Origin of the sequence: Vagococcus bubulae (assembly GCF_003950315.1) — a bacterium.
GTDB lineage: Bacteria > Bacillota > Bacilli > Lactobacillales > Vagococcaceae > Vagococcus > Vagococcus bubulae.
Genome location: NZ_NGJT01000011.1, coordinates 1 through 24720 on the forward strand (window position 1 = coordinate 1; position 24720 = coordinate 24720).

The window sequence follows — 24720 nt, forward strand, 5'->3', positions numbered from 1 at the left end:
CTGTAGTAAAATTAGTCATGAGAAAGTCCTCCTATAAAATTTCGGTTGTGGTAACTTTAATTTTACAGAATGGACTTTCTTTTTATCTACCTAAAATTTCTATTTACACAAAATATTTTACGCTATCGATAGATTATTTTTTTTAATTTCAGGTATAACTTTGTTAGCAACTTTGTTTGATATAAGCTGGTTTTATTACGGTATTGAAGACTTTAAGATAATATCATTAATTAATTTTATAATAAAAATCATATCTTTTTTATGTATTTTATTTTTTATAAAAAATACTGATGATTTATGGTTATATTTTTTAATTCAAAGTATTAGTATTTTAATTTCTAATATATCACTTTGGTTATTTTTAAAAAAATATATAAGATGGATAAGACCTAGCATAAAAAAATCGTTGAAACATTTCAAACCTGCTTTAAAATATTTTATAGGAAAAATATCTATATCATTATATACAAATTTAAATAAAACATTATTAGGTATTTTAGTTTCAAGTATAGCAGTGGGGTTATATTCAAGTTCATTACAATTAATTACAATTTTTGTAACTTTAATAGGTACTATGGATACAGTTTTAATGCCTCATATGACGAAATTATTTTCAAATAATAACTATAAAAAAATGATACAAACAATGGAAAAAACTATAGATTTACAATTTTTTATGAGTGTACCATTGATGTTTGGAATTTTAGCTATTAATAGGCAAATGATTCCGTGGTTTTTTGGTAGTGATTTCATGTTATTGAATAAAACAGTTCCTATTTTTTCTCCATTAGTAATAATAATGCCTTTAGGAATCTCAATTGTTAGACAATATTTGATTCCTAGAAATAGAATAAGAGAATTTAATATATCCGTAATAATTTCAGCTATAATTTCTGTTTTATTGAATATATTATTACTGCCCGTTTTGGGAATATATGGTTCAATTATATCTACTCTCATTGCAGAATGTGTAGTGACATTGATTAGATTAGTTGATTTAAAAAAACATACAGATTTTCAATTTAATGTTAGGAACATTATTTTTTATTTTTTATGTTCGTTAATTATGTATTTTATAGTTTTATTTTTTACTAAGCATATGCCTTCAGAAATTTTTACGACAATATTACAAGGTATCTTAGGAATATTTGTGTATTTTATATTGACAGCTATTTTTAAGGTAAATGTAGTGATTAAATTAAAAAATAAGGAGTGGTAAGTTTTAATGGGAATATTAAAAACTATTAATTATCATATTTTATCAGATATTTCACCAACATTTGCAACAAGATTAATTTATTTTCGAATATTTAAACGCAGATTAAATTTAAATCCCCCTCATACATTGAATGAAAAAATACAATGGCTAAAACTAAATGAATATGGAAATAATGAACTTGTTACAAAATGTACAGATAAATTATTAGTTCGTGATTATGTTCAGAGAATAGATGGTAATCTTTTAAATGAATTACTATTTATATACGATGATGTAGATGAAATTGAGTGGGAGAAGCTACCAGAAAAATTTGTTATAAAGATGAACCATGGATCTGGATTTAATCTTATCTGTTCAGATATCAATAATTTTGATATAGGTTATGCAAAAGAAAAACTAAAATTGTGGAAAAATGAGGACTTTTGGAAAATTTATTCTGAATTGCAATATAAACACATAAAAAAGAAAATATTAATTGAAAAATATATAGAAACTCAAAGTGGAAAATTACCGAATGACTATAAAATATTTTGTTTTCATGGAAAAGCACTTTGTATAATGAGTTGTGAAGAAAGAGAAACAGGTAATACTAAGTTTTATTATTTTAATGTTAAGGGAGAACTTGTACCCTACAATAAATCTAGTGTGGAAGCTATTGAGAATAATTTACCAATCCACCTACCTGAAAATTATGAGGATATGGTAGCAATATCTGAAGCATTATCAAAACCATTTAAATTTGTTAGGGTGGATTTGTATTCTGAAGATAATCAGATTATTTTTGGAGAGCTAACTTTTACTCCAGGTGCCGGTATAAACAAGGATCGTTTTGAAGAAATAGATTTATTATTAGGTAAACAATTAGATTTAAGCAAATGAGTATTAAAATTTATAAATCAATTTATGTTAGAAAAGTTGAAAGAAGCTATAATCATTCATTCATATCAATTATTGAAATGATAAAAATTGATATGAATAAATAAACAGTAAAGCAGGTATCTTAATGAACATATCAGTAATAGGTCTAGGCTATGTTGGATTGGCTAATGCTTTGCTACTCTCACAAAATGAAAATGTTGTAGCATATGACATAGTAGCTGAAAAAATAGAATTACTAAACAAAAAAATTTCACCATTAGTTGATGATGAAATAGAACAATTTTTAAAAGATGATTCTTTAATGATAGAGTTCTCAACAGACTTTGAAAAGACAATTAATCATGGAGAATATTGTATTATAGCCACACCAACAGATTATGATGAAAAGAAAAATTATTTTAATACATCAACTGTTGAAAGTGTGATTGAAAAAGGATTAGAGATAAACCAAGATACAGTATTTATTATTAAATCGACTGTACCAGTTGGTTACACAAAAGAGCTAAAAGAAAAATATCAAACAGATAATATTATTTTTTCCCCTGAATTTTTAAGAGAGGGAAAAGCATTATATGATAATTTATATCCTTCACGTATCGTTGTAGGTGAGAGAAGCAAACGTGCTGAGGTCTTTGCGCAATTATTATTAGATAACTCATATCAAAAAGATAGTCCAATATTATTAACAGATTCAACAGAAGCAGAAGCGATTAAACTGTTTTCTAATACTTATTTAGCATTGAGAGTGTCATACTTTAATGAATTGGATACCTATGCAGAAATAAGAGGATTAGATACAAAACAGATTATTGAAGGAGTGGGGTTAGATCCACGTATTGGCAGTCATTATAATAATCCGTCGTTCGGATATGGTGGGTATTGTTTACCGAAAGATACCAAACAACTATTAGCAAATTATGACAAAGTGCCTAATAATATTATAAGTGCTATCGTAGAATCTAATAGGACAAGAAAAGATTTTATTGCAGAACAAATATTAGCCAAAAAACCAGAAGTAGTTGGCATTTATAGATTGACCATGAAAGCAAATTCAGATAATTTCAGGTATTCCTCTATACAAGGAATCATGAAGCGATTAAAAGCTAAGGGAATCGAAGTCATTGTTTATGAGCCAACACTAAAAGAAAAAACATTTTTTAATTCTAAAGTAATAACTGATTTAGCTGAATTTAAAGAAAAATCAGACGTCATTGTAACAAACCGTCTAGAAAAAGAATTATCTGACTCTATGGATAAAATATATACAAGGGATATTTTTCATCAAGACTAAAAAAACACACTCTAAACTTTTTCGTTTAAAGTGTGTTTTTTTACCTAATCTATCTTTCTAACATAATCCTTATGAAGTGTAACATATACCTCACAATGATTATAGAAAATACTAGCATGCGTTGTTGTTTTGGTGTGGCAAATTTGCTTAATATCAAAGATAGTACTTTTGGAAAAATGCATGCCAGATGCTTTTTTAAATGATTCATCTGCATAAATAATGAGTGATTTTAACGCTTCAAAACGAGTACCGCTTGTATGATAAGTTGCTTTTTGTGTTGTGACAGTGTTTTTTACGGAAGCATATCGACTCCATGCCTCTTTATCTCCGTAAAAATAACTAGTGTCAACTGGTTGGCTAGTAAATTGCCACATTGCAATGTCAGGCCATTGAGTGACAGAGGGTGATTGAGTAGAGTATTTGGCAACCCACAAAGCATAGTCACTACTTACAACACCGGACCAATCGTCTGAGTTTGCATCACTTTCGTTCATATAGATAAGAGGTTTGACATGCGTTTGTTGATACACATAATCTAAAAATTCTTTGGCTTTTTTAGCGCCTTGCTTACCATATTCTTCATAGTCTAGCACTAAAATAGCCTCACCAATGTATCCCTTAATATGTGTTAAGAAAAAATCAGCTTGTTTAATGACATCACTCTGATCTAAAAAATGATAAACGCCATAAGGTTTATTAAGTTTTTTTGCTTGTTGGACGAAAGTGTCACACGTATCATCAATAAAATAAGTACCTTCTGTTGCTTTAAAAATGAAGGCATCTGCTTGAAGAGTATCAAGTGACATACCTCGTTGATGATTGGATAAATCAATAACTTTTAACATAATGTGTCCCCCTTTTTGTGATAAGAAAAGACGACGTTTGTGTTAAACGCCGTCTATAAGTTTTAGAATAATTCAGTAATGATGGTTTCACTGTAGTGAGCAGATCTTGGTGTGACATAAAGTTTTTTACCATTTGATTCAAATAAAGCAAGTGTGGCAATGATATCCATTGCTTCTTTAACTTCGTCCTTTGTTAAATCTTGTCTAGCTACTTTTGGTACAAGAGTGGCTTTTTTATTGTCTTCGTTTAAAAATGTTAAGTTTAATTTTTTCATGTGTAAGTCCTCCTAAGGTTGTTTGAGTGATTTTGTTACATATCATAGTGATGAGTATTTACAATCGCTAATCTTTCTAATGGCTCATCAGTTGGTGCAAGGTCATTAAATACTTCACCTAAATCCAAAATACTTTCATCTGTTGCATTTTCACGAATGTTAGAAAGTGTTTGTTTGCGTGGTTTTTCATCTTCCAATGCTTTAAATGTTAAGATTGTTTTTTTACTGTCAAATATTTTTTCCATGATAGTCACGTCCTTTTTTGTTTTTGTAAGTTGCGCGCCTTACACTTATATAAACGTTTCCCAAACCAAAAGTGTCACACCTTTTTTTCAATTTTTTGATATTTTTTTCTCACCCCATCTCGCCAACGATAGACAGTTTGTCTAGCAACGTTGTGTTTATGGGCGATTTGACTGATAGTTAGTTGCTCAAAAAAGCGATCATTTAAAAAATGTTGTTCATCTGTTGATAGGGTTTTGATAAGTTCATAATAAAAGTCAGTAGTTGTCAAACAACACGAAATATCGTCATCTTGGGGGATAGATTCTACAAAGGAGTCTTCCACATTATCTTTATCAAAACGGCGTTGCTCTTTTCTGATAGCATCTAACGTTGACCAATAAATTTTTTGGTATACAAAGGGACGAAAAGGTGGATGCTCATCAGGGTTTTCTTCATATAATCTATAAGCTAGTAGTAATTCAATTCTTGCCAGTTGTAAGTAATCATCAAAATCTTTATGCAGTGGGGTAATATGACATTTTTTCAATGCGCCTAAGATAAGCGAATGATAGGTCGTAAAAATATGTTCTTCCATACATTTTATCCTCTCAAAAGTAATCATTTGGCTAGCCACTGTGAGTATAGTGAAACGGAGAAACTAAGTGAAAAACCAATATTTGAATTTTTTACGTAAAATCCTCAAAAAATGTATGAAAACGGTTTAAAAATATAGCGGATATGTTAAAATAACAGTGGATTAAAAAACAATGTATAGGAGAGATGTTGATGAAAATCGAAGGCAGAAAATTAGCAATTTATGAAGAGTTAACGCATGGAGATTCAATAAATTTAAATGATTTATATAACAAATTTTTACCTTGTAGTGTTAAAACAGGACAAACACATTTATCTGATGATATTTATTTTATTCACGATATTTCTAATTTGGGATTAGCCTATAAGACGCTGCTTTTTTCGATTACGCAACTCCCTATTTTAACTACGTCTAGCACGCAAAGTTTGATGAGTGAGTACAATGAAAGACACCATCATATTTTTCAAAAAGCGATACATACGGTTGATTTATATAATAAATTTGAGCGAAAACGTTATAAACAACCAATGATTGATCAACCATTTATTTTTGTCCCATTAAATGGTTCAGTAAGAAAAGATACGAGCTTTATTAATTTAATGTACGTTGAAACTATTCATAAGTTAGATAAAGGGATGACAACTGTTAATTTTTATAATTATTTAGGGATTGATATGGATTATGATTGCAAAACATTAAAAACTAGAACACTATCAGCATTGAATGATTACCTGCTTTATTTCTATCCAGAAGCAATGGATATGTTAGGGGAAGAAATGTTAGGTAAGGGTAGTTATTTAGTTAACCAATTAAAACATACAACGTTTCGACCACAGTCTATTGATAGTGAATGGTTAACTATCTGTCGCCATAAAGTAGATTATTTTTTAACCATCCAACAACTACATCAGACATTGACGATTAACGAGTTTATAGAGGAATATGATAGCTATTGGGATAAAATCTAAGTAAAATATGATATAGTAAAAAGATGCAAGGAGGCTAAGATAGATGGAAGTCATTCAAAGCATCAAAAAAGAAAAAACAGGGTATCTTTTAACAACAAAAAGTGGATTAAAGATGCCTGTTTCAGAAGATTCATTAGTGAAACATCGTTTACTTAAAGGCAGTGAGATATCTGTTGAGTTACTAAAACAAGTGAAAGAAGAAGCGAGTTTTGATATAGGGTATCAGAAAGCACTAAATTATTTAAGTTATCAATTACGTAGTGAGCAAGAAATAAAAGACTATCTAAAAAAACAAGAGATTAGTTACCCGCAAATAGTAATGATTATTGATAAACTAAAAGAACTCTCTTTATTAGATGATAAAGTATTTGCTGAGAGTTACGTGCGTACAGCTATTAGAACAACAGATAAAGGACCTCAGGGAGTTAAAGAATTTTTAATGAAAAAAGGGGTAGATAGTGGGACGATTGCTGACGCATTGGTGTTATTCGGTGACTCACATCAATTGGAGTTGGGAAAAAAATTAACGGAAAAGATGTTGAGAAAATATCAACAAAAAAGCCAAAAAGAGCGTGTGAATAAAATTCGTCAACAATTATTTATAAAAGGATTTCACACTGATGTGATTTCTCAATTAATCGACGAGCTAGATTTTGATGAGGAAGAAGATGAGTATGGCCTACTAGTCAATCAAGGAGACAAGCTATGGCGACGACATGAACGATTAGATTCGCGAAAAAGAAATCAAAAGATTAAACAAAGTTTATATCAAAAAGGTTTTTCGTTTGATGATATCAATCGTTATATAGAAGAAAAAGAGATGGAGTTAGAGTAAAAAATGAGTGAAGAGTTAGCTTGGACACAAGAAAAAAAAGCTAGATTTCAAGAGGATTTATTAACATGGTATCATCTTGAAAAAAGAGACTTGCCGTGGAGAGAGTCAACAGATCCTTATAGAGTATGGGTGTCTGAGATTATGCTGCAGCAAACCCAAGTCGTCACAGTAATTCCTTACTTTAATCGTTTTATGGAGTGGTTTCCAACGATTGAAGAGTTAGCCAATGCTAATGAAGACAAATTGTTAAAAGCTTGGGAAGGACTAGGCTATTATTCGCGTGTAAGGAATATGCAACATGCTGCAAAAGAAATAGTAGAAACATTTGATGGAAAGATGCCAAGTAACATAGTGGATATTTTATCTTTAAAAGGGATTGGGCCATATACAGGTGGAGCGATTGGAAGCATTGCGTTTTCATTACCAGAGCCAGCGATTGATGGAAATGTGATGCGTGTATACAGTCGCTTATTTTGTTTGTCTGATGATATTGCTTTACCTAAAACACGAAAAGTTTTTGACAAATACGTTAGAGAAACAATGTCTCAAACAGAACCAGGAGATTTTAATCAGGCATTGATGGATTTAGGGGCAACCATTTGTACACCAACAAAACCTTCATGCCAAACATGCCCTATAAAAAACTATTGTGAAGCTTATAAAACAGATATGACATCCAGCTATCCAGTCAAAAAGAAAAAGGAAAAAGCGAAACCTCTTTACTATGTAGCAAACATTTTAAAAAATGATAATGGGGCTTTTTTATTGGAAAAGCGACCATCAGATGGTTTACTAGCTGACATGTGGACGTTTCCGATGAAAGAAGTGACAAAAGAAGAGTATGATGGTTTGTCACAAGCTTATGATACAGTTGAAACCTCTACTAAAATGGTAGCCGAGCAGTTAAGTCTGTATGACGATGAAAAAGAGTCGATAAAAGACAAACAATTATTAGGAATAGTGACACACATATTTAGTCATAGAAAATGGCATATATTAGTCGTGGCAGATACATTAAGTGTTTCAGCAGATAATTGTTTAAATAATCAGGAGTGGGTTTACTTGGATGAATTTTCACAGTATGTTTTTCCCAAGCCACAGCAAAAGATGGTCGACATACTGAAGAAAAGTATGAATAATTAGTGATATAGTTGGGTAAGATATGCTATAATAATTCTGATATTGGTGTTAAATGATAAATTTAATACCCATGTGAAAATTTGACAATTATTGTCAAGGAAAGCAGGATTAAATAGTGATGCGTGTTCCTAAAGAGGGAGAGTTTATCACGATCCAAAGTTACAAGCATGACGGTAGTTTACATCGAACTTGGCGCGACACAATGGTCCTAAAAACAAGTGAGTGTTCGATAATTGGGATGAATGACCACACACTTGTGACAGAATCAGATGGACGACGATGGGTGACGCGTGAACCTGCTATTGTATATTTCCATACAAAATATTGGTTCAACATAATTGCTATGATACGAGAGAAAGGAGTTTCCTACTATTGTAATCTTGCCTCACCGTATGTTTTAGATGAGGAAGCTTTAAAGTATATTGATTATGACTTGGATATAAAAGTGTTTCCTGATGGAGAAAAACGCTTATTAGATGTTGATGAGTATGAAGATCATCGAAAGCTAATGAACTACCCAAATGAAATTGATATTGTCCTTAAAGAAAATGTGAAGATTTTGGTAGACTGGATTAATGAAGGAAAAGGTCCTTTCTCTGATGAATACGTCGATATTTGGTATAAAAGGTATCAACAATTATCAAGAAAATGAAACAACTGTCTGTTTCGTAAATTCAGGGTTTGATAAGCAATGAGGATAATAATGAAGAGACGATGAATAATCTCATCGTCTTTTTGTTATTTTTTTGGTTGTTCAAACGAAAAAAATAACAATTTTGTTTGAAGTTATTATGTTATACTTTTTACAAGATGAATAAAGGAGGGTATTTAAGTGAAGAAAAAATTATCTATCCTATTCTTAATAAGTGCCGTTCTTTGTATTGGTTTGGTGATTTTAAAGGTGTCGCATCAAGATACTGTAGCCTCTGAAAAAATAATTCATGAAGTCATCGAGCCTGAAAAGAAAGTGATGACCATACCAAAGAAAGCATCTATTAACTATAGTAAAGAAAGACAAGTCATGTCGATTAAAGAAATGTAAGGGATAAAAATAACAAGACAAGGAGATAATCTTTGTCTTGTTTATTTTTATATCGTTTTTTTCATGTTTTGATGTTCAATATTGGCTTCTAGATAGGTATCGCCAAAAGGCTCATAACCTAGTGATTGGTAAAAATCAAAAGCGTGTAGTTGTGCTCCTAAAATAAGAGTAGAAGTATGGTATTGCTTTGCGACTTCTTCTGCATACATCATGAGTTGTTTTCCGACGCCACTGCCTCTTGCTTCTTTCTCAACAGCCATACGTTGGACTTTCATAGAGGTACTATCAATAGGTAATAAGCGAACCGTTCCTAAAGCATGCTGATTATCATCATATAATACACAATGAATGGCTTGATCTTCATTAGCGATTTCGATAGATTCAGGAACGTGTTGTTCTTTAACAAAGACATTTAGTCGGATTGTTTTGGCATCGTGATAGACAGTAGAATTGAGGTCTTCTGTATGAAATAATTGTGACATATTTGTTCCTCCTTTGTTATGGTTTGTATAATTTTATCAAATTAGAAGTTTTTTTAAAACAAATAGATTATAATAGACCTACGTGAATTTAGATAAAGCGAGGGGAATATATGCTACAAAAACTAAAAGCATCCAAATTAATGTTTTGGTCGCTGGAATTACTTATCATAGCGACGTTAATTTTAGTAGGAACAAAAATTAATTTTTTATTTAAACCGATCGGCACATTGTTCACAACCATGTTTGCCCCCATCATCATATCGGGTTTTTTATTTTATTGTGTGAATCCAATCTTGTTGTTTATGTTAAAAAAAGGAATCAAGAGAACCTGGGCTGTCACAATTATTATGCTCTTTTTAGTGGGTGTAGTATTACTGTTGATCATGTCAGTTATCCCTAATTTGATTAAACAAATTACCATGTTAACTAAAGCAGCACCAGATTTTTATGTGGCGATTGAAAAAACAATTAATGAAGTCGCCCATCATCCTGTTATGAAAAATGTCGATATCCAACAATACTTAGAACAGTGGAATGTTTCTTTTGGTAATATTATTAAAACCACTTTATCCAGTTTAGGAAATGGATTAGGGTCATTCATTTCATCCATGGCAGGGGTTGTGATGATTATCTTCACTGTTCCATTTATTTTATTTTATATGTTAAAAGATGGGGATAAATTTTTGCCGAATGTGACACGTTTTTTCCCAGAAACACATAGAAAAGAAATGACTGAGTTACTGATGAAAATGAGTCAAACCATTTCAAAATACATAAGTGGTCAAATGATAGAGTGTTTGTTTGTCGGGGTAGCCACAAGTATTGGTTATATGATAATCGGTGTGAATTATGCGTTCTTGTTTGGCGTGATTGCAGGATTGTCTAATATGATTCCTTATATTGGCCCTTATATAGGATTGGCACCAGCTCTATTTGTTACGGTGTTTACCGATCCGATTAAAGCTGTTTTAGCTTGTATTGTCGTACTAATCGTACAACAAATTGACGGCAATATCATTTATCCAAACGTTATAGGAAAGAGTTTAGACATCCATCCTTTAACGATTATTATTATTTTACTTGTTGCAGGAAATATCGCTGGTCTACTGGGAATGATTTTAGGTGTTCCTTTTTATGCAGTGTGTAAAACAATTGTTGTTTATGTTTATGATATGGTTCAATTAAATAAGCGTATTAAAGAAGAAAATACTCCCGTTAAATAATACAGGAGTATATATCTTTTATATTGAATTTAATTGTCAATTATGATACGATTTTCGGAGGAATATTAAAAAGAACGAATAAATGTTAGGAGAGAAAAGCTTATGAACGCTGACCCTGAGAGTCAGTCTATTTTTATCAATATTATTATTTTGGTTGTTTTAACGTTGCTTAATGCGTTTTTTGCCGCTGCGGAGGTTTCCGTTATATCGGTAAATAGAAACCGATTAGAAAGTAAGGCTGAAGAAGGAAATAAAACGGCTATCAAATTATTAGGTTTAATTAATGATTCAGGAAATTTTTTATCAACGATTCAAGTAGGGATTACGTTAGTCACTATCTTGTCAGGGGCATCTTTGGCAAATTCATTTGCTAGAGAGTTAGCACCAATTTTTGGTGGTGCTCCATGGGCAAAACAAGCATCACAAGTCATCGTTTTAGTGTTATTAACATATATTTCGATTGTATTTGGGGAGTTATATCCTAAACGAATTGCTTTAAATAAACCTGAAGAGGTTGCAAAATTTGTAATGGGACCTATTTCGTTATTAGGTAAAGTGATGAGACCATTTGTATGGTTATTATCAAGTTCGACAAACTTATTAAGTCGTATTACCCCTATGACATTTGATGATGAAAAAGAACGCATGACTCGTGAAGAAATGGCTTATTTATTAACAAATGAAGGAGTCTTGGACTCTGATGAGTTAGAGATGGTACAGGGGATTTTTGATTTAGATACAACCATGGCTAGAGAAGTGATGGTACCTCGTACAGAAGCCTTTATGATAGATATCCATGATACGGCAGAAGAAAATATTGATAAAGTGTTAGGGAACAATTTCTCTAGAATTCCAGTTTATGATGATGATAAAGATAAAGTCATTGGGATTTTACATTTGAAAAACTTACTAAAAGAAGCAAGGAATAAAGGCTTTGAAAATTTAAATCTGTTAAACGTGATACATGAACCATTGTATGTACCAGAAACGATTTTTATTGATGATTTATTACTTGAGTTAAAGAAAACACAAAATCATATGGCAATATTACTAGATGAGTATGGTGGTGTATCTGGATTAGTAACGTTTGAAGACTTATTGGAAGAAATTGTTGGTGAGATTGACGATGAATCAGATGAATTAACCATTGATCATTTGTTAAAACAAGTAAGTGACAATGAATTTCTGATTGAAGCACGTATGCCAATCAATGATTTTAACGAAAAATTTGGAACAAATATTTCGATGACAGATGTTGATACGATGGCTGGATTTATGATTACTGAGTTGGGAGTTATTCCTGAAAAAGAAGAGCGTCTAACCATTCATGTGGATCATATTGACTTAACAACGTATAAGTCAGAAGGGACTCGTTTATTGGAGATACTTGTTACCATTAATGAAGTTGATGAAGATGAAGACGACAAATATTATAAATCACGTGATGATGATTAATAGATAGTGAGGTATTACCATGAGAAAAGTAATTACATATGGAACATTTGATTTATTACACTACGGACATATTAACTTATTACGTCGTGCGAAAGAACAAGGCGATTATTTGATCGTTGCTTTATCTACGGATGAATTCAATTGGAATGAAAAACAAAAAAAATGTTATTTCTCATATGAAAAAAGAAAAATGTTGTTAGAAGCAATACGCTATGTGGACTTAGTTATACCTGAGGAAGCATGGGACCAAAAAATGACAGACATTGACGAATTTAAAGTGGATGTATTTGTCATGGGAGACGACTGGAAAGGTCAATTTGACTTTGTAAAAGAAACAGGGGCAGATGTTGTCTATCTTGAACGTACTCCTGAAATCTCGACAACACAAATCAAAAAAGATTTAAATAAGAAATAAAAAATAGAAAGATACTTAGTTATTAAAAAATAATTAAGTGTCTTTTTTTTATTTTTTTAAGGAAAAAGTTAATCAAAAAATAAATGAAAAGTAAACTAAAATTAGCTCAAATTTCGAAAATTAGTTGAAAGTATTATTAAGAATATGTTAAACTTTTTAAAAGTATGGTTTTTATAAAAAGGAGGTTCTATGTGAGAAAAAATATTGTGCTAATGGGACTAACTGGATTTTTTATGTTGAACCTGGTTGGATGCTCTACAACAGAAAAAAAGACTAATTCGTCATCTCAGTCAATTCAAAGTGAGACATCTGTCAGTGAAAAAGAAAAATCTACCAATACTAGTGTGAAAGAGTCTGCTACAACAGAATCGACCACTTTATCTAAAAACGATAAGGTTGAGACCATGTTAGATTCTCTAAATCAAGGGATGTCAGGAATGTTTGATATTAGCTTTGATGAGGCAAATGATAAATTTTTGTTAGAAGCTAAAAAAGATGGACCAATGGATAAAGTACTTTCTGAGCTAGTAAATAATCCAACATCAGATGATAAACAGCAATTAGATGATTTATCATCTTCGTTAACAGGTTTTTCTGAGTCCATTTCATCAAGTTTAGGAAATGATTATTCAATTGAATTGGTGAACCATTACAATGATCAAGGTAGTTTTTTTGTGATTAAAAATGGAGAGATTAGTTTTCCTTATCTAGAAAACTAATAAAATTTTTTGGGGGATTATAAATGAGAAATAAGAAATTTAATTATGTTATGTTAACGTGTTTGTTAGCTAATATTGCAACATATCCGGTGGTTGGTTTAGCAGAAAATCCAACTGGTGACAAGCAACCAACGCAAACACAAGCAAGTGATAATGGTATATCGCAAGTAAACAGTGGGAATGAAGGATTGTTAGATAGTGGAAGTGTTGAATCAACACCACCTACTAGTGAAGAAACAGTTGAAACAACATCATCTGAAGCAGCGACTAAGACAACAGACTCGTCTGAAAAAGCGACTGAAAGAACAAGTGTACAAAACCTAGAAGTAGGGATTAAATATGAAGCGCATGTTCAAAATATTGGTTGGCAAGCTGCTGTTAACAATGGTGAGTTAGCTGGAACAACTGGTAAAAACTTAGCTTTAGAAGGCTTAAAAATTTCTTTAGACAAAGGGGATTTATCTGGCGGGATCGAATATAAATCTCACGTTCGCAACATTGGCTGGCAAAATTGGGTATCAGAAGGTCAAGTAGCAGGAACAGTTGGGAAAGCTTTACCAACAGAAGCATATCAAATTCGATTAACTGGTGAAATAGCAGACCATTACAATGTTTACTACCGAGTTCATACGACTAATTTAGGTTGGTTAGACTGGGCTAAAAATGGCGAAATGGCGGGTAGTGAAGGATTTGCTTATAATGTTCAAGCAATTGAAATTAAATTATTGAAAAAATCTGAAACACCACCTGCAAATACAACAACACCTTATGTTAAGAAAACAACAATTAATTATCAAGCACATGTTCAAGATATTGGTTGGCAAGATGCGGTATTAGATGGTAAAACTGCTGGAACAACAGGACGTAACAAAGGGATTGAAGGCTTAAAAATCAATTTAAGTGATTCAGCTGCAGCCGCTAATATCCAATACCGTGCGCATGTTCGTAATATTGGTTGGCAAGATTGGGTAACTGGTGGACAATTAGCAGGAACAGTTGGAAGAGCATTACCAACAGAAGCTTATGAAATTAAATTAACTGGTGACTTAGCTAACAAATATGATGTTTATTACCGAGTGCATTCATCAAATGTTGGTTGGCTAGGTTGGGCTAAAAATGGTCAATCAGCAGGGACTGAAGGATTTGGATTTAAAGTAGAAGCTGTTCAAATTAAACTAATTCCTAAATATAATAGTGCTCCTTCAGTAGGGAATTCATTCCTAAAAAGTGAACAAGTTGCTTATCAAACACACGTGAAAAATATTGGTTGGCAATCAGCTGTAATCAATGGTGATGTGGCTGGAACTACTGGTAAAAATTTATGGGTTGAAGGGTTAAAACTTTCTATTCCAAATAAACAGACAAACGGTAGTGTTCAATATAAGGCGCATGTTCGTAATATTGGTTGGCAAGATTGGGTAGCAGATGGTCAATTATCAGGAACTGTCGGAAGAGCATTGCCAACAGAAGCGTATCAAATTAAATTAACTGGTGACTTAAACAAATTATATGATGTTTATTACCGAGTTCATGCACAAAACTTTGGTTGGTTAGGCTGGGCTAAAAATGGTCAATCAGCAGGAACTGAAGGATATGCTTATCATGTAGAGGCTATCCAAGTGAAATTAGTACCAAAAGGTGGTGCAGCTCCAGGAAAAGTTGGAGATGCTTTTAGAGTTAAGAAAACATCAAATATCATTTCAAGTGTTCCATATGTGAGTCAATACACACCAGTATTTGCTCCATGGGGATGTGCAGCGGCTTCTATGACCATGTTACTTCGTTCAAAAGGAGTTAATGTGGATTTGAAATACGCACAAGATAATTTACCAATGTATCCTGAGTATAAAGGTGGACAAAAAGGAAATGTTTATACAGGCGAAGGATTTGGTTGGGTTATTACACCGGGTACATTAACTGAGTACATGAAACGCTGGTATACAAATGTTCAAGATATTTCTGGAACAAATGCTCAAGGAATTAAAAATGAAGTATTAGCTGGAAATCCAGTATTATACTATGGTTATTCTTCTTATCAAAAAGATACAGTTAGAAATCATGCTAAAGTAATTGTTGGTTACAAAAATAATCAATTTTTAGTTTATGATCCATTGTACTATAAAGAAAGTGATGGACCAATGACTGGTGGTAAGAATGAGAAGTATGATAAAGGGGCAAAACACTGGTTATCAGTATCAGATTTTAACAAAGAATTTGGTGGCGGAGCGATTGTCATCAGATAGATAAAAATAATAAAGTGAAATTAAAATAAGATAGCATGCTTTTTTAGATGCTATCTTATCTTATCTATGGGGGAATATAGAAAATTATGAATAATAAAGTAAAAATTGGCGCATTAACGTTAGCGTTATTATGCGCACCAGTATTGGCAAATGCGCAAAATACCACAACATCAAGTACAACAGAAGTACCAGTGGCACAAACGAGCGAAAGTGTAGTAGAAGAATCAAGTACACTCGAATCACAAGAGCCAGCGATACGAACAGTAGAAACAACAGAATCATCAAGTGAAGAAGTAGCAAAAGAAAAAAGTGCAGAAGAAAAAGCATTAGAATTTATGTTATCTGATACTGAAAATGAATTTCCGGCGAATCGTTCAGATTTAGAACCAGGTGATTCAAAAATCGCTTCTCGTTCATCAAGTACACCTTATGTAGGATTATATGATAAAAATACGCCACAAAAAGGGTTCATAGATGTGTCTTCACATAATGGTGTCTTATCAGTTGATCAATATAAAACATTAAAAAATGCTGGTGTAACTGGTGTTGTTGTTAAATTAACAGAAGGAACAAGTTACGTTAACCCTTTAGCTGAAGGACAAATTAATAATGCTAAAAAAGCTGGCCTTAAAGTTTCGGCTTATCATTATAGTTGGCATAGTAATAATGCTCAAGCAAAACTTGAAGCGGAGTATTTTGCTCAGGCTGCTAATAGATTAGGATTAGCTAAATCAACAGTCATGGTGAATGATATTGAAGATCCTAAAATTTTTGGTAAAGCAGACCATAATGCAACATCATTAGCTTTCCAAAAGCGACTAAATGAATTAGGATTTGGAAATGTGACACATTATGTGGGAGCGTATTGGATTACTAGTGGGGCTATTAGTCCAGATAAGCTAGGTTATAAAAACTTGTGGGTTGCTGCCTATCCATATCAAATCAATACACAACAACAATACGCAAATTATGGTGCATGGCAATGGTCATCAAAATTAACAGTTCCTGGTCTTAGTGGAACACTTGATATCTCTTCAGATTATTCTGGAAAATATACTCAAAGCAGTGGCTCATCATCAAATGGTGGAAATAATGGCGGTGGTAGCAATAGTGGTACTTTCCAACAAAACCCTAATCCAGCTATGGGTCTTTGGTATAGATCACATGTAGCAGACAAAGGATGGTTAGGTTATGCAGGAACAGAATACACATCTGGAACAACTGGTGAAAACAGACGACTAGAAGCAATTGATGTTCGATGGAATAAAGAAAAAAATTCTATTCGTTCAAGCTTCCAAGATATTAATGGCCGTTGGGTAGAATCAGGAACGGGCATTACCGGAACAGAAGGACAAGCTTTAGCTATTCAACGAGTTTGTTTTGCAAGTAATGACGATTTACTACAAACAGGTCGAAGAATTCAATACCGTGTACATTCACAAGATGTTGGTTGGTCAGCATGGAAAGAAGAAGGTATGCCAGCCGGAACAGCCGGTAAGAAAATTGAAGCCATTGAAATGAGAATGATTAAAAATGGTGTAGTTGAAAAAGGCTAATAACCTTAAAATAATGAAAATCATTAGATTATTACTTAACTTTTGTTGAGTAAAATAGTCTAGTGGTTTTCTTTTTTATGGTATTAAGTTAAAATGAATAAGAATGTGTCATTAGCTTTAAATAAAGAATAAAAGGAGAATATAGTTATGACTATGCAAAATAATAATCATACATTTGTTGTATGTGCTTACAAAGAAAGCTCCTTTCTAGATAAATGTATTGAATCTCTTGAAAATCAAACAGTGAAAAGTAAGCTATTAGTTTATACATCAACACCAAATGAATACATAGAAAGCATTTGTAAAAAATATGATTTACCTTTAGTTACTAAAGAAGGTGGCTCTATTGGTAAAGATTGGAATAATGCTTTATCGTTTGTTGAAACAGATTATGCCACTATTGCACATCAAGATGATTTGTATTTACCCACATACACTGAATCTATGATGAAGTTGTTGGAAAATAACCCAGATGGTTTAATTGCTTATTCAAATTACCGTGAATGGAAAAATGGTGAAGTGATTCCAATTAATACCAATTTAAAGATTAAAAATATCATGTTAAAAACAATCTCTATGTTTAATAAATCAAATTTCTGGAGAAAAAAAGTTTTAGGCTTTGGTAATCCAATATGTTGTCCAGCTGTGACGTATAATTTAAAAAAATTAAATGGATTTCAATTTGATGAAAAAATGAAAGTATCATTAGATTGGCTAGCGTGGTATGATATAGGAATGAAAAAGGGACGCTTTTTGTATGATTCTAGTGAATTAATGGTACATAGAATTCATGATGAATCTGAAACAACAAATACCATTAAAGATAATATTAGAACGCAAGAAGATATTATGATGTTTAATAAGTTTTGGAATAAACATATGGCTAACTTTATTATGAAATTTTATGTAAAAAGTCAAGATTCAAATAACTAAACTTTTTAGGAGTGTTAAGAATGAAAGGTATCATTTTAGCTGGAGGATCTGGGACAAGATTATATCCAGTCACAAAAGTCACATCAAAACAACTTATGCCGATTTATGATAAACCAATGATTTATTATCCATTATCAGTATTAATGTTAGCAGGTATTAAAGATATTTTAGTTATCTCTACCCCACAAGATGTTCCAAGATTTGAGGAACTACTGGGCAATGGTCATGACTTAGGGTTAGATATAACGTATGCTGTTCAAGAAAAACCAGAAGGCTTAGCTCAAGCTTTTATTATTGGTGAAGACTTTATCGGAGATGACTCTGTTTGTCTTATTTTAGGAGACAACATTTATTATGGACAAGGGTTATCAAAGCTATTGCAAAATGCTTCTAGTAAAGAAAGTGGCGCGACTGTTTTTGGCTATCACGTCAATGATCCAGAACGTTTTGGAGTGGTTGAGTTTGATGAAGAGATGCGAGCTGTTTCTATTGAAGAAAAACCAGAACAGCCCAAATCTAACTATGCAGTGACAGGTCTTTATTTTTATGATAATGATGTGGTTGATATTGCTAAAAATATTAAACCTTCTGAACGTGGAGAGCTTGAAATTACGGATGTGAATAAAGCGTATCTTGAAAGAGGCGACTTATCTGTTGAAGTGATGGGACGTGGTTTTTCTTGGCTAGATACTGGTACACATGAATCTTTATTAGAAGCATCGATGTTTATAGAAACAATCGAGAAACGCCAAAATCTAAAGGTTGCTTGTTTAGAAGAAGTCGCTTATCGCATGGGATATATTACCAAAGAAGATGTGATAAAACTTGCACAGCCTTTGAAGAAAAATCAATATGGTCAATATTTACTTCGACTAGCTGAGGAGGGAAAATAAGTGGGTAAGATAAAAGTAACGGAAACGTCTTTACAAGATGCTTATTTAGTCGAACAAGCTGTTTATGGTGATCATCGAGGCTTTTTTACAGAAAGTTATTCGAGAGAAGACTTTAATGAAGCAGGTTTAACTTATGATTTTGTTCAGGATAATCATTCACTCTCTGTTGAAGCAGGTGTTTTAAGAGGCTTGCATTTTCAAAAAGGTGAGCATGCTCAAACAAAATTAATTCGAGTTATTACAGGAGCAGTCTATGATGTCATTGTTGATTTGCGAAAAAATAGCCCAACTTACGGTAAGTGGGAAGGCTTTATTTTATCTGAATCCAATCAACGTCAATTACTTGTACCAAAAGGATTTGCTCATGGCTTTTTAACATTAACGAAAGATGTTAACTTTGTTTATAAATGTGATAATTATTATTGTGCACAAGCAGACGCTGGTATTGCGTTTGATGATAGTACATTAAATATTGATTGGCCAATTAATGTTGAAAAAGCTATTTTATCTGAAAAAGATAAGAATCATCCAACATTTAAAGAATTTGAAGCAATGAATGATTTTATTTATGGGAGAATATAAGATGAAAAGAATTGTAGTTACAGGTGGGGCAGGATTTATTGGGTCTAATTTTGTACACTATGTTGCCAATCACCATCCAGAAATCGAAGTGATTGTATTAGATAAATTAACCTATGCTGGAAATAAAGAAAACTTACGCGGTTTGCCAGAAGAGCAAGTAAAATTAGTTATCGGAGATATCACTGATAAGGAATTGGTAGATAAATTGGTTAGTGAGGCAGATGCTGTCGTTCATTATGCCGCTGAGTCTCACAATGATAATTCACTAGTAGATCCCTCACCATTTATTGAAACAAATATTTTAGGAACATACACGCTACTTGAAGCCTGTCGTAAATATGATGTCCGTTTTCACCATGTGTCAACAGATGAAGTGTATGGTGACTTGCCATTAAGAAAAGATTTGCCAGGTCACGGAGAAGGTGAAGGCGAAAAATTTACAGATAAAACACCTTATAACCCGTCTAGTCCTTATTCTTCAACTAAAGCAGGATCTGATTTATTAGTTAGAGCATGGGTTCGTTCTTTTGGATTAAAAGCAACGCTATCTAATTGTTCGAATAATTATGGTCCTTATCAACATATCGAAAAATTTATCCCTAGACAAATTACGAATATTCTTTCAGATATTAAACCAAAATTATATGGTACAGGTGAAAATGTCAGAGACTGGATTCACACAGAAGACCACTCTTCGGCAGTCTGGGCAATTCTAACTAAAGGAAGAATTGGTGAAACATATTTAATTGGTGCTGATGGAGAAAAAGATAACAAAGAAGTATTAGAACTAATTTTAGAGTTAATGGGGAAACCGACAGATTATTACGAACACGTAAGAGATCGTGCAGGACATGATTTACGTTATGCGATTGATTCAACCAAATTGAGAGAAGAGCTTGGTTGGAAACCTAAATTCACTGATTTTAAAGAAGGCTTGTCAGATACGATAAAATGGTATGAAGATAATACATCTTGGTGGATTGATGAAAAAGAAATGGTTGAAAATAAATACAAAGAACAGGGTCAGTAAAAGAGGTGACAGGTAAGTGTATTTAGTAACAGGAAGTAATGGTCAATTAGGACAAGAATTATGTCATTTATTAGATGATAAGAAGTTGTCTTATGTTGCAGCGACGAAAGAAACACTGGATATTACAAATAAAGAACAAACAGAAGAAGTTGTTCAAACAATAAACCCATCCGTCATTTTTCATTGTGCCGCTTACACTCAAGTTGATAAAGCAGAAGATGAAGGAAAAGAAATAAACTATGAGGTTAATGTAAAGGGAACTGAAAATATTGCTTCTGTGGCTAAAAAAATTGGGGCGACACTAGTTTACATTAGTACGGACTATGTATTTGATGGAGAAACCACACATGAATATGCAACAGATGCCGCGACTAATCCACAAAATGAATATGGTAAAGCAAAATTATTAGGTGAAGAGGCTGTGCAAGCAATCATGCAAGATCATTATTATATTATTCGTACATCTTGGGTATTTGGTGAATACGGTCATAACTTTGTTTATACAATGAAAAAACTATCGGAAACTCATCAAACATTAACCGTAATTGATGATCAGATTGGTCGTCCAACATGGACAAAAACTTTGGCTGAATTTATGGTGTTTGTGATTCAAGAAAATGCACCATATGGCATGTATCATTTATCAAATGATGGTGTGTGTAGTTGGTATGAATTTGCTAAAGAAATTTTAAAAGATACAGAGGTTGAAGTACTTCCGATTGCTTCAAGTGATTATCCACAAGTAGCAAAACGACCAATGTATTCTGTGTTAGACTTGGATAAAACAAAGCAATTAGGTTTTGTAGTTCCAACATGGACAGATGCTTTAACAAGTTTTTTAAGGAGAGTGTAGATGAAGGTTTTAATTATAATACCTGCATACAATGAAGAAGCAAGTATCTTACAAACAACTCAGTCTATAGAAGATTATAAGAAAAAAATATCATTTGATTTAGATTATATTGTGATTAATGATGGGTCTAAAGACAATACTAGAGAGTTATTAATAACTCATGATGTTCCTAGTATTCATTTAATTAATAATTTAGGTATAGGTGGAGCTGTGCAAACAGGTTATCTATATGCTTATTATAATAATTATGATATTGCGGTACAGTTTGATGGTGATGGTCAGCATGACATTGACTCTTTAGAGCATTTGATTGCGCCAATTGTGGAGAATCAAGCAGATTTTACAATAGGCTCAAGATTTGTAGAAGGCTCACCATCAGAGTTTAAAACATCAGTATTTAGGCGAATGGGGATTAATCTGATTTCATTTTTTATCAAAATGAGAACAGGTGTGACGATATTGGACGTGACTTCGGGTTATCGTGCAGCAAATAAGCAAATTATTGAGTATTTTGCTAAAAACTATCCTCGAAAATATCCTGAACCAGAAACGAACGCTATTCTTATTAAACAAAATAGACGAGTGAAAGAAACTGGTGTAAACATGTTTGAAAGAACAGAAGGAAAATCTTCCATTACACCATTTAAATCGGTTCGTTATATGGTTGAAGTGTTAACGTCTATTATTTTACTGTCGGATAAGGGGGACTAGAGAAATGGATGCATTATATTTATCAATGATTCTTTTTTCCTTACTTTTTTTATTTTTTGTGGTTCGTTCTATTAAAAAATCTACATTTAGCTTAGAATATTCATTGATGTGGTTAGCGGTAGCTCTCATTATGGTGGTGTTTGCTGTATTTCCTAGTATCCCAGAATCGTTAAGTAAGATTTTAGGATTTGAAACAATGTCTAATTTCTTATTGGTGATGGCAGTATTGTTTAGTTTACTTCAACTGATTTCTTCTACAAAACAAATCACCAAACAAAGTAATGAAATAAAAAAATTAATTCAAGAAGTGTCAATTTTAAAAGAAAAATCAGAAGAAAAGGAGAGGAATAAATGATATTATTTCTTATTTACGTGATATTATCTTCATCAGGTATTATCTTGTTTAAACTAGGTTCATCAGATTTATCAATTAAAATCATTAACAATCAGTTGAATATGAATTTTCCGGGATTAAGCATTTTAGGCTTATTGTGCTATTTAGGAAGTTTTGTTTTATGGATGATTATTATTTCAAAATCTGATGTTAGTTTTATTGTTCCTTTAGGATTGGGGATAACAAATGTATTGATACTAGTTGGTTCTTCAGTCGTCTTAAAAGAAGAGATTAGTTTATATGGAATCATTGGTATCGTACTTATTTTAGCGGGAACACTGTTGATTAATAAAGGTTAATCAGCAGAGTTTTTTTAAAATCTACGAAAGAGAAAGAGTTTGATTGAGCAAATGGAAAAATCAATAAAATCTTTATTTGATGTCTGCTGGGAAAATAAATATCTTCTACTTATTGCTGCTGGTTTAACAATATTTGGAGCAAGTTATTCCACAGGTTTTGATAATGTATACTGGAAGTTTGTTGTTTTAATTTTTGGTCTATCGATTATTCCTATTTTAGCAACCTCATTTTTTAAAACAGAAAATGTCGTGTTTGTGACAATTGTTATGATGGGTTCTTTTTTTGTTATTTTTTCTCCTGTATTTGATGTGTTAGATGAACCAGCTCACTTTGGACGAGCTGTCTATATATCAGAGGGAAATTTCAAATTACAAAATGACAATGATAAGTTACAGATTTCTAAAGATTATGACAAGTTGAACAAAATGACTGGATATAATGGTATAAATAGGTTAGATCCAAAGAAAAATTTCTTTCATACAAAATTATTTAGTATGAAAACTGATAAAAACAAGCAAAGTGAAACAAAAATTAAAGCAACGAGACCATACAGTACAGTGATGTATTTACCAAGTGCATTTGGTATTTGGTTGGGTAAAGTGTTATCTAATGGTAATTTAGGAGTTATGTTCTATTTGGGACGCTTTTTTAATTTACTAATGTATGCCATTATGGCATTTTTTGCAGTGAAGATGGCTGGAAAATGGAAAATGATTATCGCTGTTTTTTCGATACAACATTTACCTGTTTATATCGCTGCGTCATTTAGTCAGGATGCTTTTTTTTACGGCCTATGTTTGTTAATAGCAGCGAAATTTATTCAATTATTTGATAAAAAAGAAGCTATTACATATAAAGATGTGGCAGTCATTGGTGTTCTTTGTGGACTGATGGCCTTTACAAAATTACCGTATATTATGTTGATTGGGTTGATGTTATTTATCCCTATTAAACGATATGAATCGAAAAAAGTTTATTTAAGTAATTTTATTGCGATTGCATTAATTATTGTAGTTGGTTTGTTATGGACTAAATATTATTCGACATTAGAGCCAACAGATTTACCTGGTTCAGTTGATCAAAGTAAGCAAATTAGTCATATAATCTCTCACCCTAAAGCATTTCTTCAATCAATGCTAATTGGTGGAACGAATACCGTGTTGCTACTAAAACAGTACTTTACATTTGGTTGGTCATACCATGTTTCTGATATTGCGTATGCCTTATACTTGATGTTTATTGGTTCAGTTGTCTTTATGTATCCAAGACGATTGGCAAATAAAATCAACCCATTTTTTAAATTAGCCATTATTGGTGTATCACTGGGGATTATTTTGTTAACTAATTTTATTATGTATTTAACGTTTACAGGTGTTGGAGAACCGATTATTAAAGGTGTTCAAGGAAGGTATTTCTTTGGTATATTTATTTTGTTAACATTTGTTTTTAATTTATCAGAAAAATTATTTACAGTAGATGAATTTGGTAGGCAACCATATTTCAATGAAGAAAAGTATAATAGAATTGTATTATTTGTTTCAATATTATTTTTAGTATGGATGTGTACAATGCGAGTTGGAGCATATTATTAAAAATCTAAATAAAGGTATTAACGGG

The 24720-nt window shown here is 32.1% G+C and carries 28 protein-coding genes; 23 read left to right on the forward strand and 5 right to left on the reverse strand.

The features are described 5' to 3' along the window. The first annotated feature begins 160 nt into the window (after positions 1 to 160). From CBF36_RS07025 to CBF36_RS07035, 3 genes are all read left to right on the forward strand, one after another. Complete coding sequence (locus tag CBF36_RS07025) at positions 161 to 1219, forward strand: lipopolysaccharide biosynthesis protein (RefSeq protein ID WP_165865412.1); 1059 nt, start codon at positions 161 to 163, stop codon at positions 1217 to 1219. A 6-nt stretch (positions 1220 to 1225) separates the two neighbouring features. After that, positions 1226 to 2098, forward strand: a complete 873-nt coding sequence (locus tag CBF36_RS07030) for an ATP-grasp fold amidoligase family protein (protein WP_125957748.1) — start codon at positions 1226 to 1228, stop codon at positions 2096 to 2098. 124 nt (positions 2099 to 2222) lie between these two features. Next, on the forward strand, positions 2223 to 3389 hold the full coding sequence (locus tag CBF36_RS07035) for a nucleotide sugar dehydrogenase (RefSeq protein ID WP_125957749.1): 1167 nt from the start codon (positions 2223 to 2225) through the stop codon (positions 3387 to 3389). Between the two features lie 44 nt (positions 3390 to 3433). Here the strand turns inward: CBF36_RS07035 and CBF36_RS07040 are convergent, their stop codons facing one another. The 4 genes from CBF36_RS07040 to CBF36_RS07055 all read right to left on the reverse strand — a co-directional run bounded on the left by CBF36_RS07040 (position 3434) and on the right by CBF36_RS07055 (position 5329). Continuing rightward, a complete protein-coding gene (locus CBF36_RS07040; RefSeq protein ID WP_125957750.1) occupies positions 3434 to 4234 on the reverse strand; it encodes a GH25 family lysozyme in 801 nt (266 codons plus the stop codon). A gap of 62 nt (positions 4235 to 4296) precedes the next feature. Beyond that, a complete protein-coding gene (locus tag CBF36_RS07045) occupies positions 4297 to 4509 on the reverse strand; it encodes a DUF2922 domain-containing protein (RefSeq protein ID WP_125957751.1) in 213 nt (70 codons plus the stop codon). A gap of 35 nt (positions 4510 to 4544) precedes the next feature. After that, a complete protein-coding gene (locus CBF36_RS07050; protein ID WP_125957752.1) occupies positions 4545 to 4754 on the reverse strand; it encodes a DUF1659 domain-containing protein in 210 nt (69 codons plus the stop codon). Between the two features lie 74 nt (positions 4755 to 4828). Then, complete coding sequence (locus CBF36_RS07055; protein ID WP_125957753.1) at positions 4829 to 5329, reverse strand: sigma-70 family RNA polymerase sigma factor; 501 nt, start codon at positions 5327 to 5329, stop codon at positions 4829 to 4831. A 191-nt stretch (positions 5330 to 5520) separates the two neighbouring features. Between CBF36_RS07055 and CBF36_RS07060 the strand changes: the two genes are divergently transcribed. From CBF36_RS07060 to CBF36_RS07080, 5 genes are all read left to right on the forward strand, one after another. After that, a complete protein-coding gene (locus tag CBF36_RS07060) occupies positions 5521 to 6297 on the forward strand; it encodes a hypothetical protein (RefSeq protein ID WP_125957754.1) in 777 nt (258 codons plus the stop codon). A gap of 43 nt (positions 6298 to 6340) precedes the next feature. Beyond that, positions 6341 to 7132, forward strand: a complete 792-nt coding sequence (recX, locus tag CBF36_RS07065; RefSeq protein WP_125957755.1) for a recombination regulator RecX — start codon at positions 6341 to 6343, stop codon at positions 7130 to 7132. A gap of 3 nt (positions 7133 to 7135) precedes the next feature. Next, positions 7136 to 8275: an A/G-specific adenine glycosylase gene (mutY, locus tag CBF36_RS07070; protein ID WP_125957756.1), complete on the forward strand. Its 1140-nt coding sequence runs from the start codon at positions 7136 to 7138 to the stop codon at positions 8273 to 8275. A 115-nt stretch (positions 8276 to 8390) separates the two neighbouring features. Then, positions 8391 to 8924, forward strand: coding sequence for a nucleoside tri-diphosphate phosphatase (ntdP, locus tag CBF36_RS07075; RefSeq protein WP_071457324.1), 534 nt, complete (start codon positions 8391 to 8393; stop codon positions 8922 to 8924). A gap of 180 nt (positions 8925 to 9104) precedes the next feature. After that, a complete protein-coding gene (locus CBF36_RS07080) occupies positions 9105 to 9314 on the forward strand; it encodes a hypothetical protein (RefSeq protein ID WP_125957757.1) in 210 nt (69 codons plus the stop codon). 47 nt (positions 9315 to 9361) lie between these two features. Here CBF36_RS07080 and CBF36_RS07085 read toward each other — a convergent pair whose 3' ends face one another. Beyond that, positions 9362 to 9796, reverse strand: coding sequence for a GNAT family N-acetyltransferase (locus CBF36_RS07085; protein ID WP_125957758.1), 435 nt, complete (start codon positions 9794 to 9796; stop codon positions 9362 to 9364). Between the two features lie 110 nt (positions 9797 to 9906). On the opposite strand from CBF36_RS07085, the gene CBF36_RS07090 reads away from it, so the two are divergent. From CBF36_RS07090 to CBF36_RS07160, 15 genes are all read left to right on the forward strand, one after another. Next, positions 9907 to 11019: an AI-2E family transporter gene (locus CBF36_RS07090; protein ID WP_125957759.1), complete on the forward strand. Its 1113-nt coding sequence runs from the start codon at positions 9907 to 9909 to the stop codon at positions 11017 to 11019. 102 nt (positions 11020 to 11121) lie between these two features. Beyond that, positions 11122 to 12474, forward strand: a complete 1353-nt coding sequence (locus tag CBF36_RS07095) for a hemolysin family protein (protein ID WP_125957760.1) — start codon at positions 11122 to 11124, stop codon at positions 12472 to 12474. A 19-nt stretch (positions 12475 to 12493) separates the two neighbouring features. Further along, complete coding sequence (gene tagD / locus CBF36_RS07100; protein WP_125957761.1) at positions 12494 to 12889, forward strand: glycerol-3-phosphate cytidylyltransferase; 396 nt, start codon at positions 12494 to 12496, stop codon at positions 12887 to 12889. 191 nt (positions 12890 to 13080) lie between these two features. Further along, entirely contained in the window at positions 13081 to 13608 is a 528-nt protein-coding gene (locus tag CBF36_RS07105; RefSeq protein ID WP_125957762.1) for a hypothetical protein, read from the forward strand. A 23-nt stretch (positions 13609 to 13631) separates the two neighbouring features. After that, a complete protein-coding gene (locus CBF36_RS07110) occupies positions 13632 to 15851 on the forward strand; it encodes a C39 family peptidase (RefSeq protein WP_125957763.1) in 2220 nt (739 codons plus the stop codon). A gap of 86 nt (positions 15852 to 15937) precedes the next feature. Next, positions 15938 to 17407 carry a GH25 family lysozyme gene (locus tag CBF36_RS07115; RefSeq protein ID WP_125957764.1) on the forward strand — a complete coding sequence of 490 codons (1470 nt, stop codon included), beginning with the start codon at positions 15938 to 15940 and terminating at the stop codon, positions 17405 to 17407. A 153-nt stretch (positions 17408 to 17560) separates the two neighbouring features. Then, positions 17561 to 18340: a glycosyltransferase family 2 protein gene (locus CBF36_RS07120; protein ID WP_125957807.1), complete on the forward strand. Its 780-nt coding sequence runs from the start codon at positions 17561 to 17563 to the stop codon at positions 18338 to 18340. Between the two features lie 20 nt (positions 18341 to 18360). Continuing rightward, positions 18361 to 19233, forward strand: coding sequence for a glucose-1-phosphate thymidylyltransferase RfbA (rfbA, locus tag CBF36_RS07125; protein ID WP_125957765.1), 873 nt, complete (start codon positions 18361 to 18363; stop codon positions 19231 to 19233). Between the two features lie 9 nt (positions 19234 to 19242). Beyond that, positions 19243 to 19815 carry a dTDP-4-dehydrorhamnose 3,5-epimerase gene (gene rfbC, locus CBF36_RS07130; RefSeq protein ID WP_125957808.1) on the forward strand — a complete coding sequence of 191 codons (573 nt, stop codon included), beginning with the start codon at positions 19243 to 19245 and terminating at the stop codon, positions 19813 to 19815. A gap of 1 nt (position 19816) precedes the next feature. Further along, positions 19817 to 20845 (forward strand): dTDP-glucose 4,6-dehydratase, encoded by a 1029-nt coding sequence (gene rfbB / locus CBF36_RS07135; protein WP_125957766.1) that lies wholly within the window; start codon positions 19817 to 19819, stop codon positions 20843 to 20845. A 16-nt stretch (positions 20846 to 20861) separates the two neighbouring features. Continuing rightward, positions 20862 to 21698, forward strand: coding sequence for a dTDP-4-dehydrorhamnose reductase (gene rfbD, locus CBF36_RS07140; RefSeq protein WP_125957767.1), 837 nt, complete (start codon positions 20862 to 20864; stop codon positions 21696 to 21698). Then, entirely contained in the window at positions 21699 to 22409 is a 711-nt protein-coding gene (locus CBF36_RS07145; protein WP_125957768.1) for a glycosyltransferase family 2 protein, read from the forward strand. It begins immediately after the preceding gene. A 4-nt stretch (positions 22410 to 22413) separates the two neighbouring features. Then, on the forward strand, positions 22414 to 22764 hold the full coding sequence (locus tag CBF36_RS07150) for a DUF2304 domain-containing protein (RefSeq protein ID WP_125957769.1): 351 nt from the start codon (positions 22414 to 22416) through the stop codon (positions 22762 to 22764). After that, positions 22761 to 23102 carry a DMT family transporter gene (locus tag CBF36_RS07155; protein WP_125957770.1) on the forward strand — a complete coding sequence of 114 codons (342 nt, stop codon included), beginning with the start codon at positions 22761 to 22763 and terminating at the stop codon, positions 23100 to 23102. The genes CBF36_RS07150 and CBF36_RS07155 overlap by 4 nt, the downstream gene beginning before the upstream one ends. A gap of 51 nt (positions 23103 to 23153) precedes the next feature. Further along, positions 23154 to 24695, forward strand: a complete 1542-nt coding sequence (locus CBF36_RS07160; RefSeq protein WP_125957771.1) for a DUF2142 domain-containing protein — start codon at positions 23154 to 23156, stop codon at positions 24693 to 24695. The last annotated feature ends 25 nt before the right edge of the window (positions 24696 to 24720 follow it).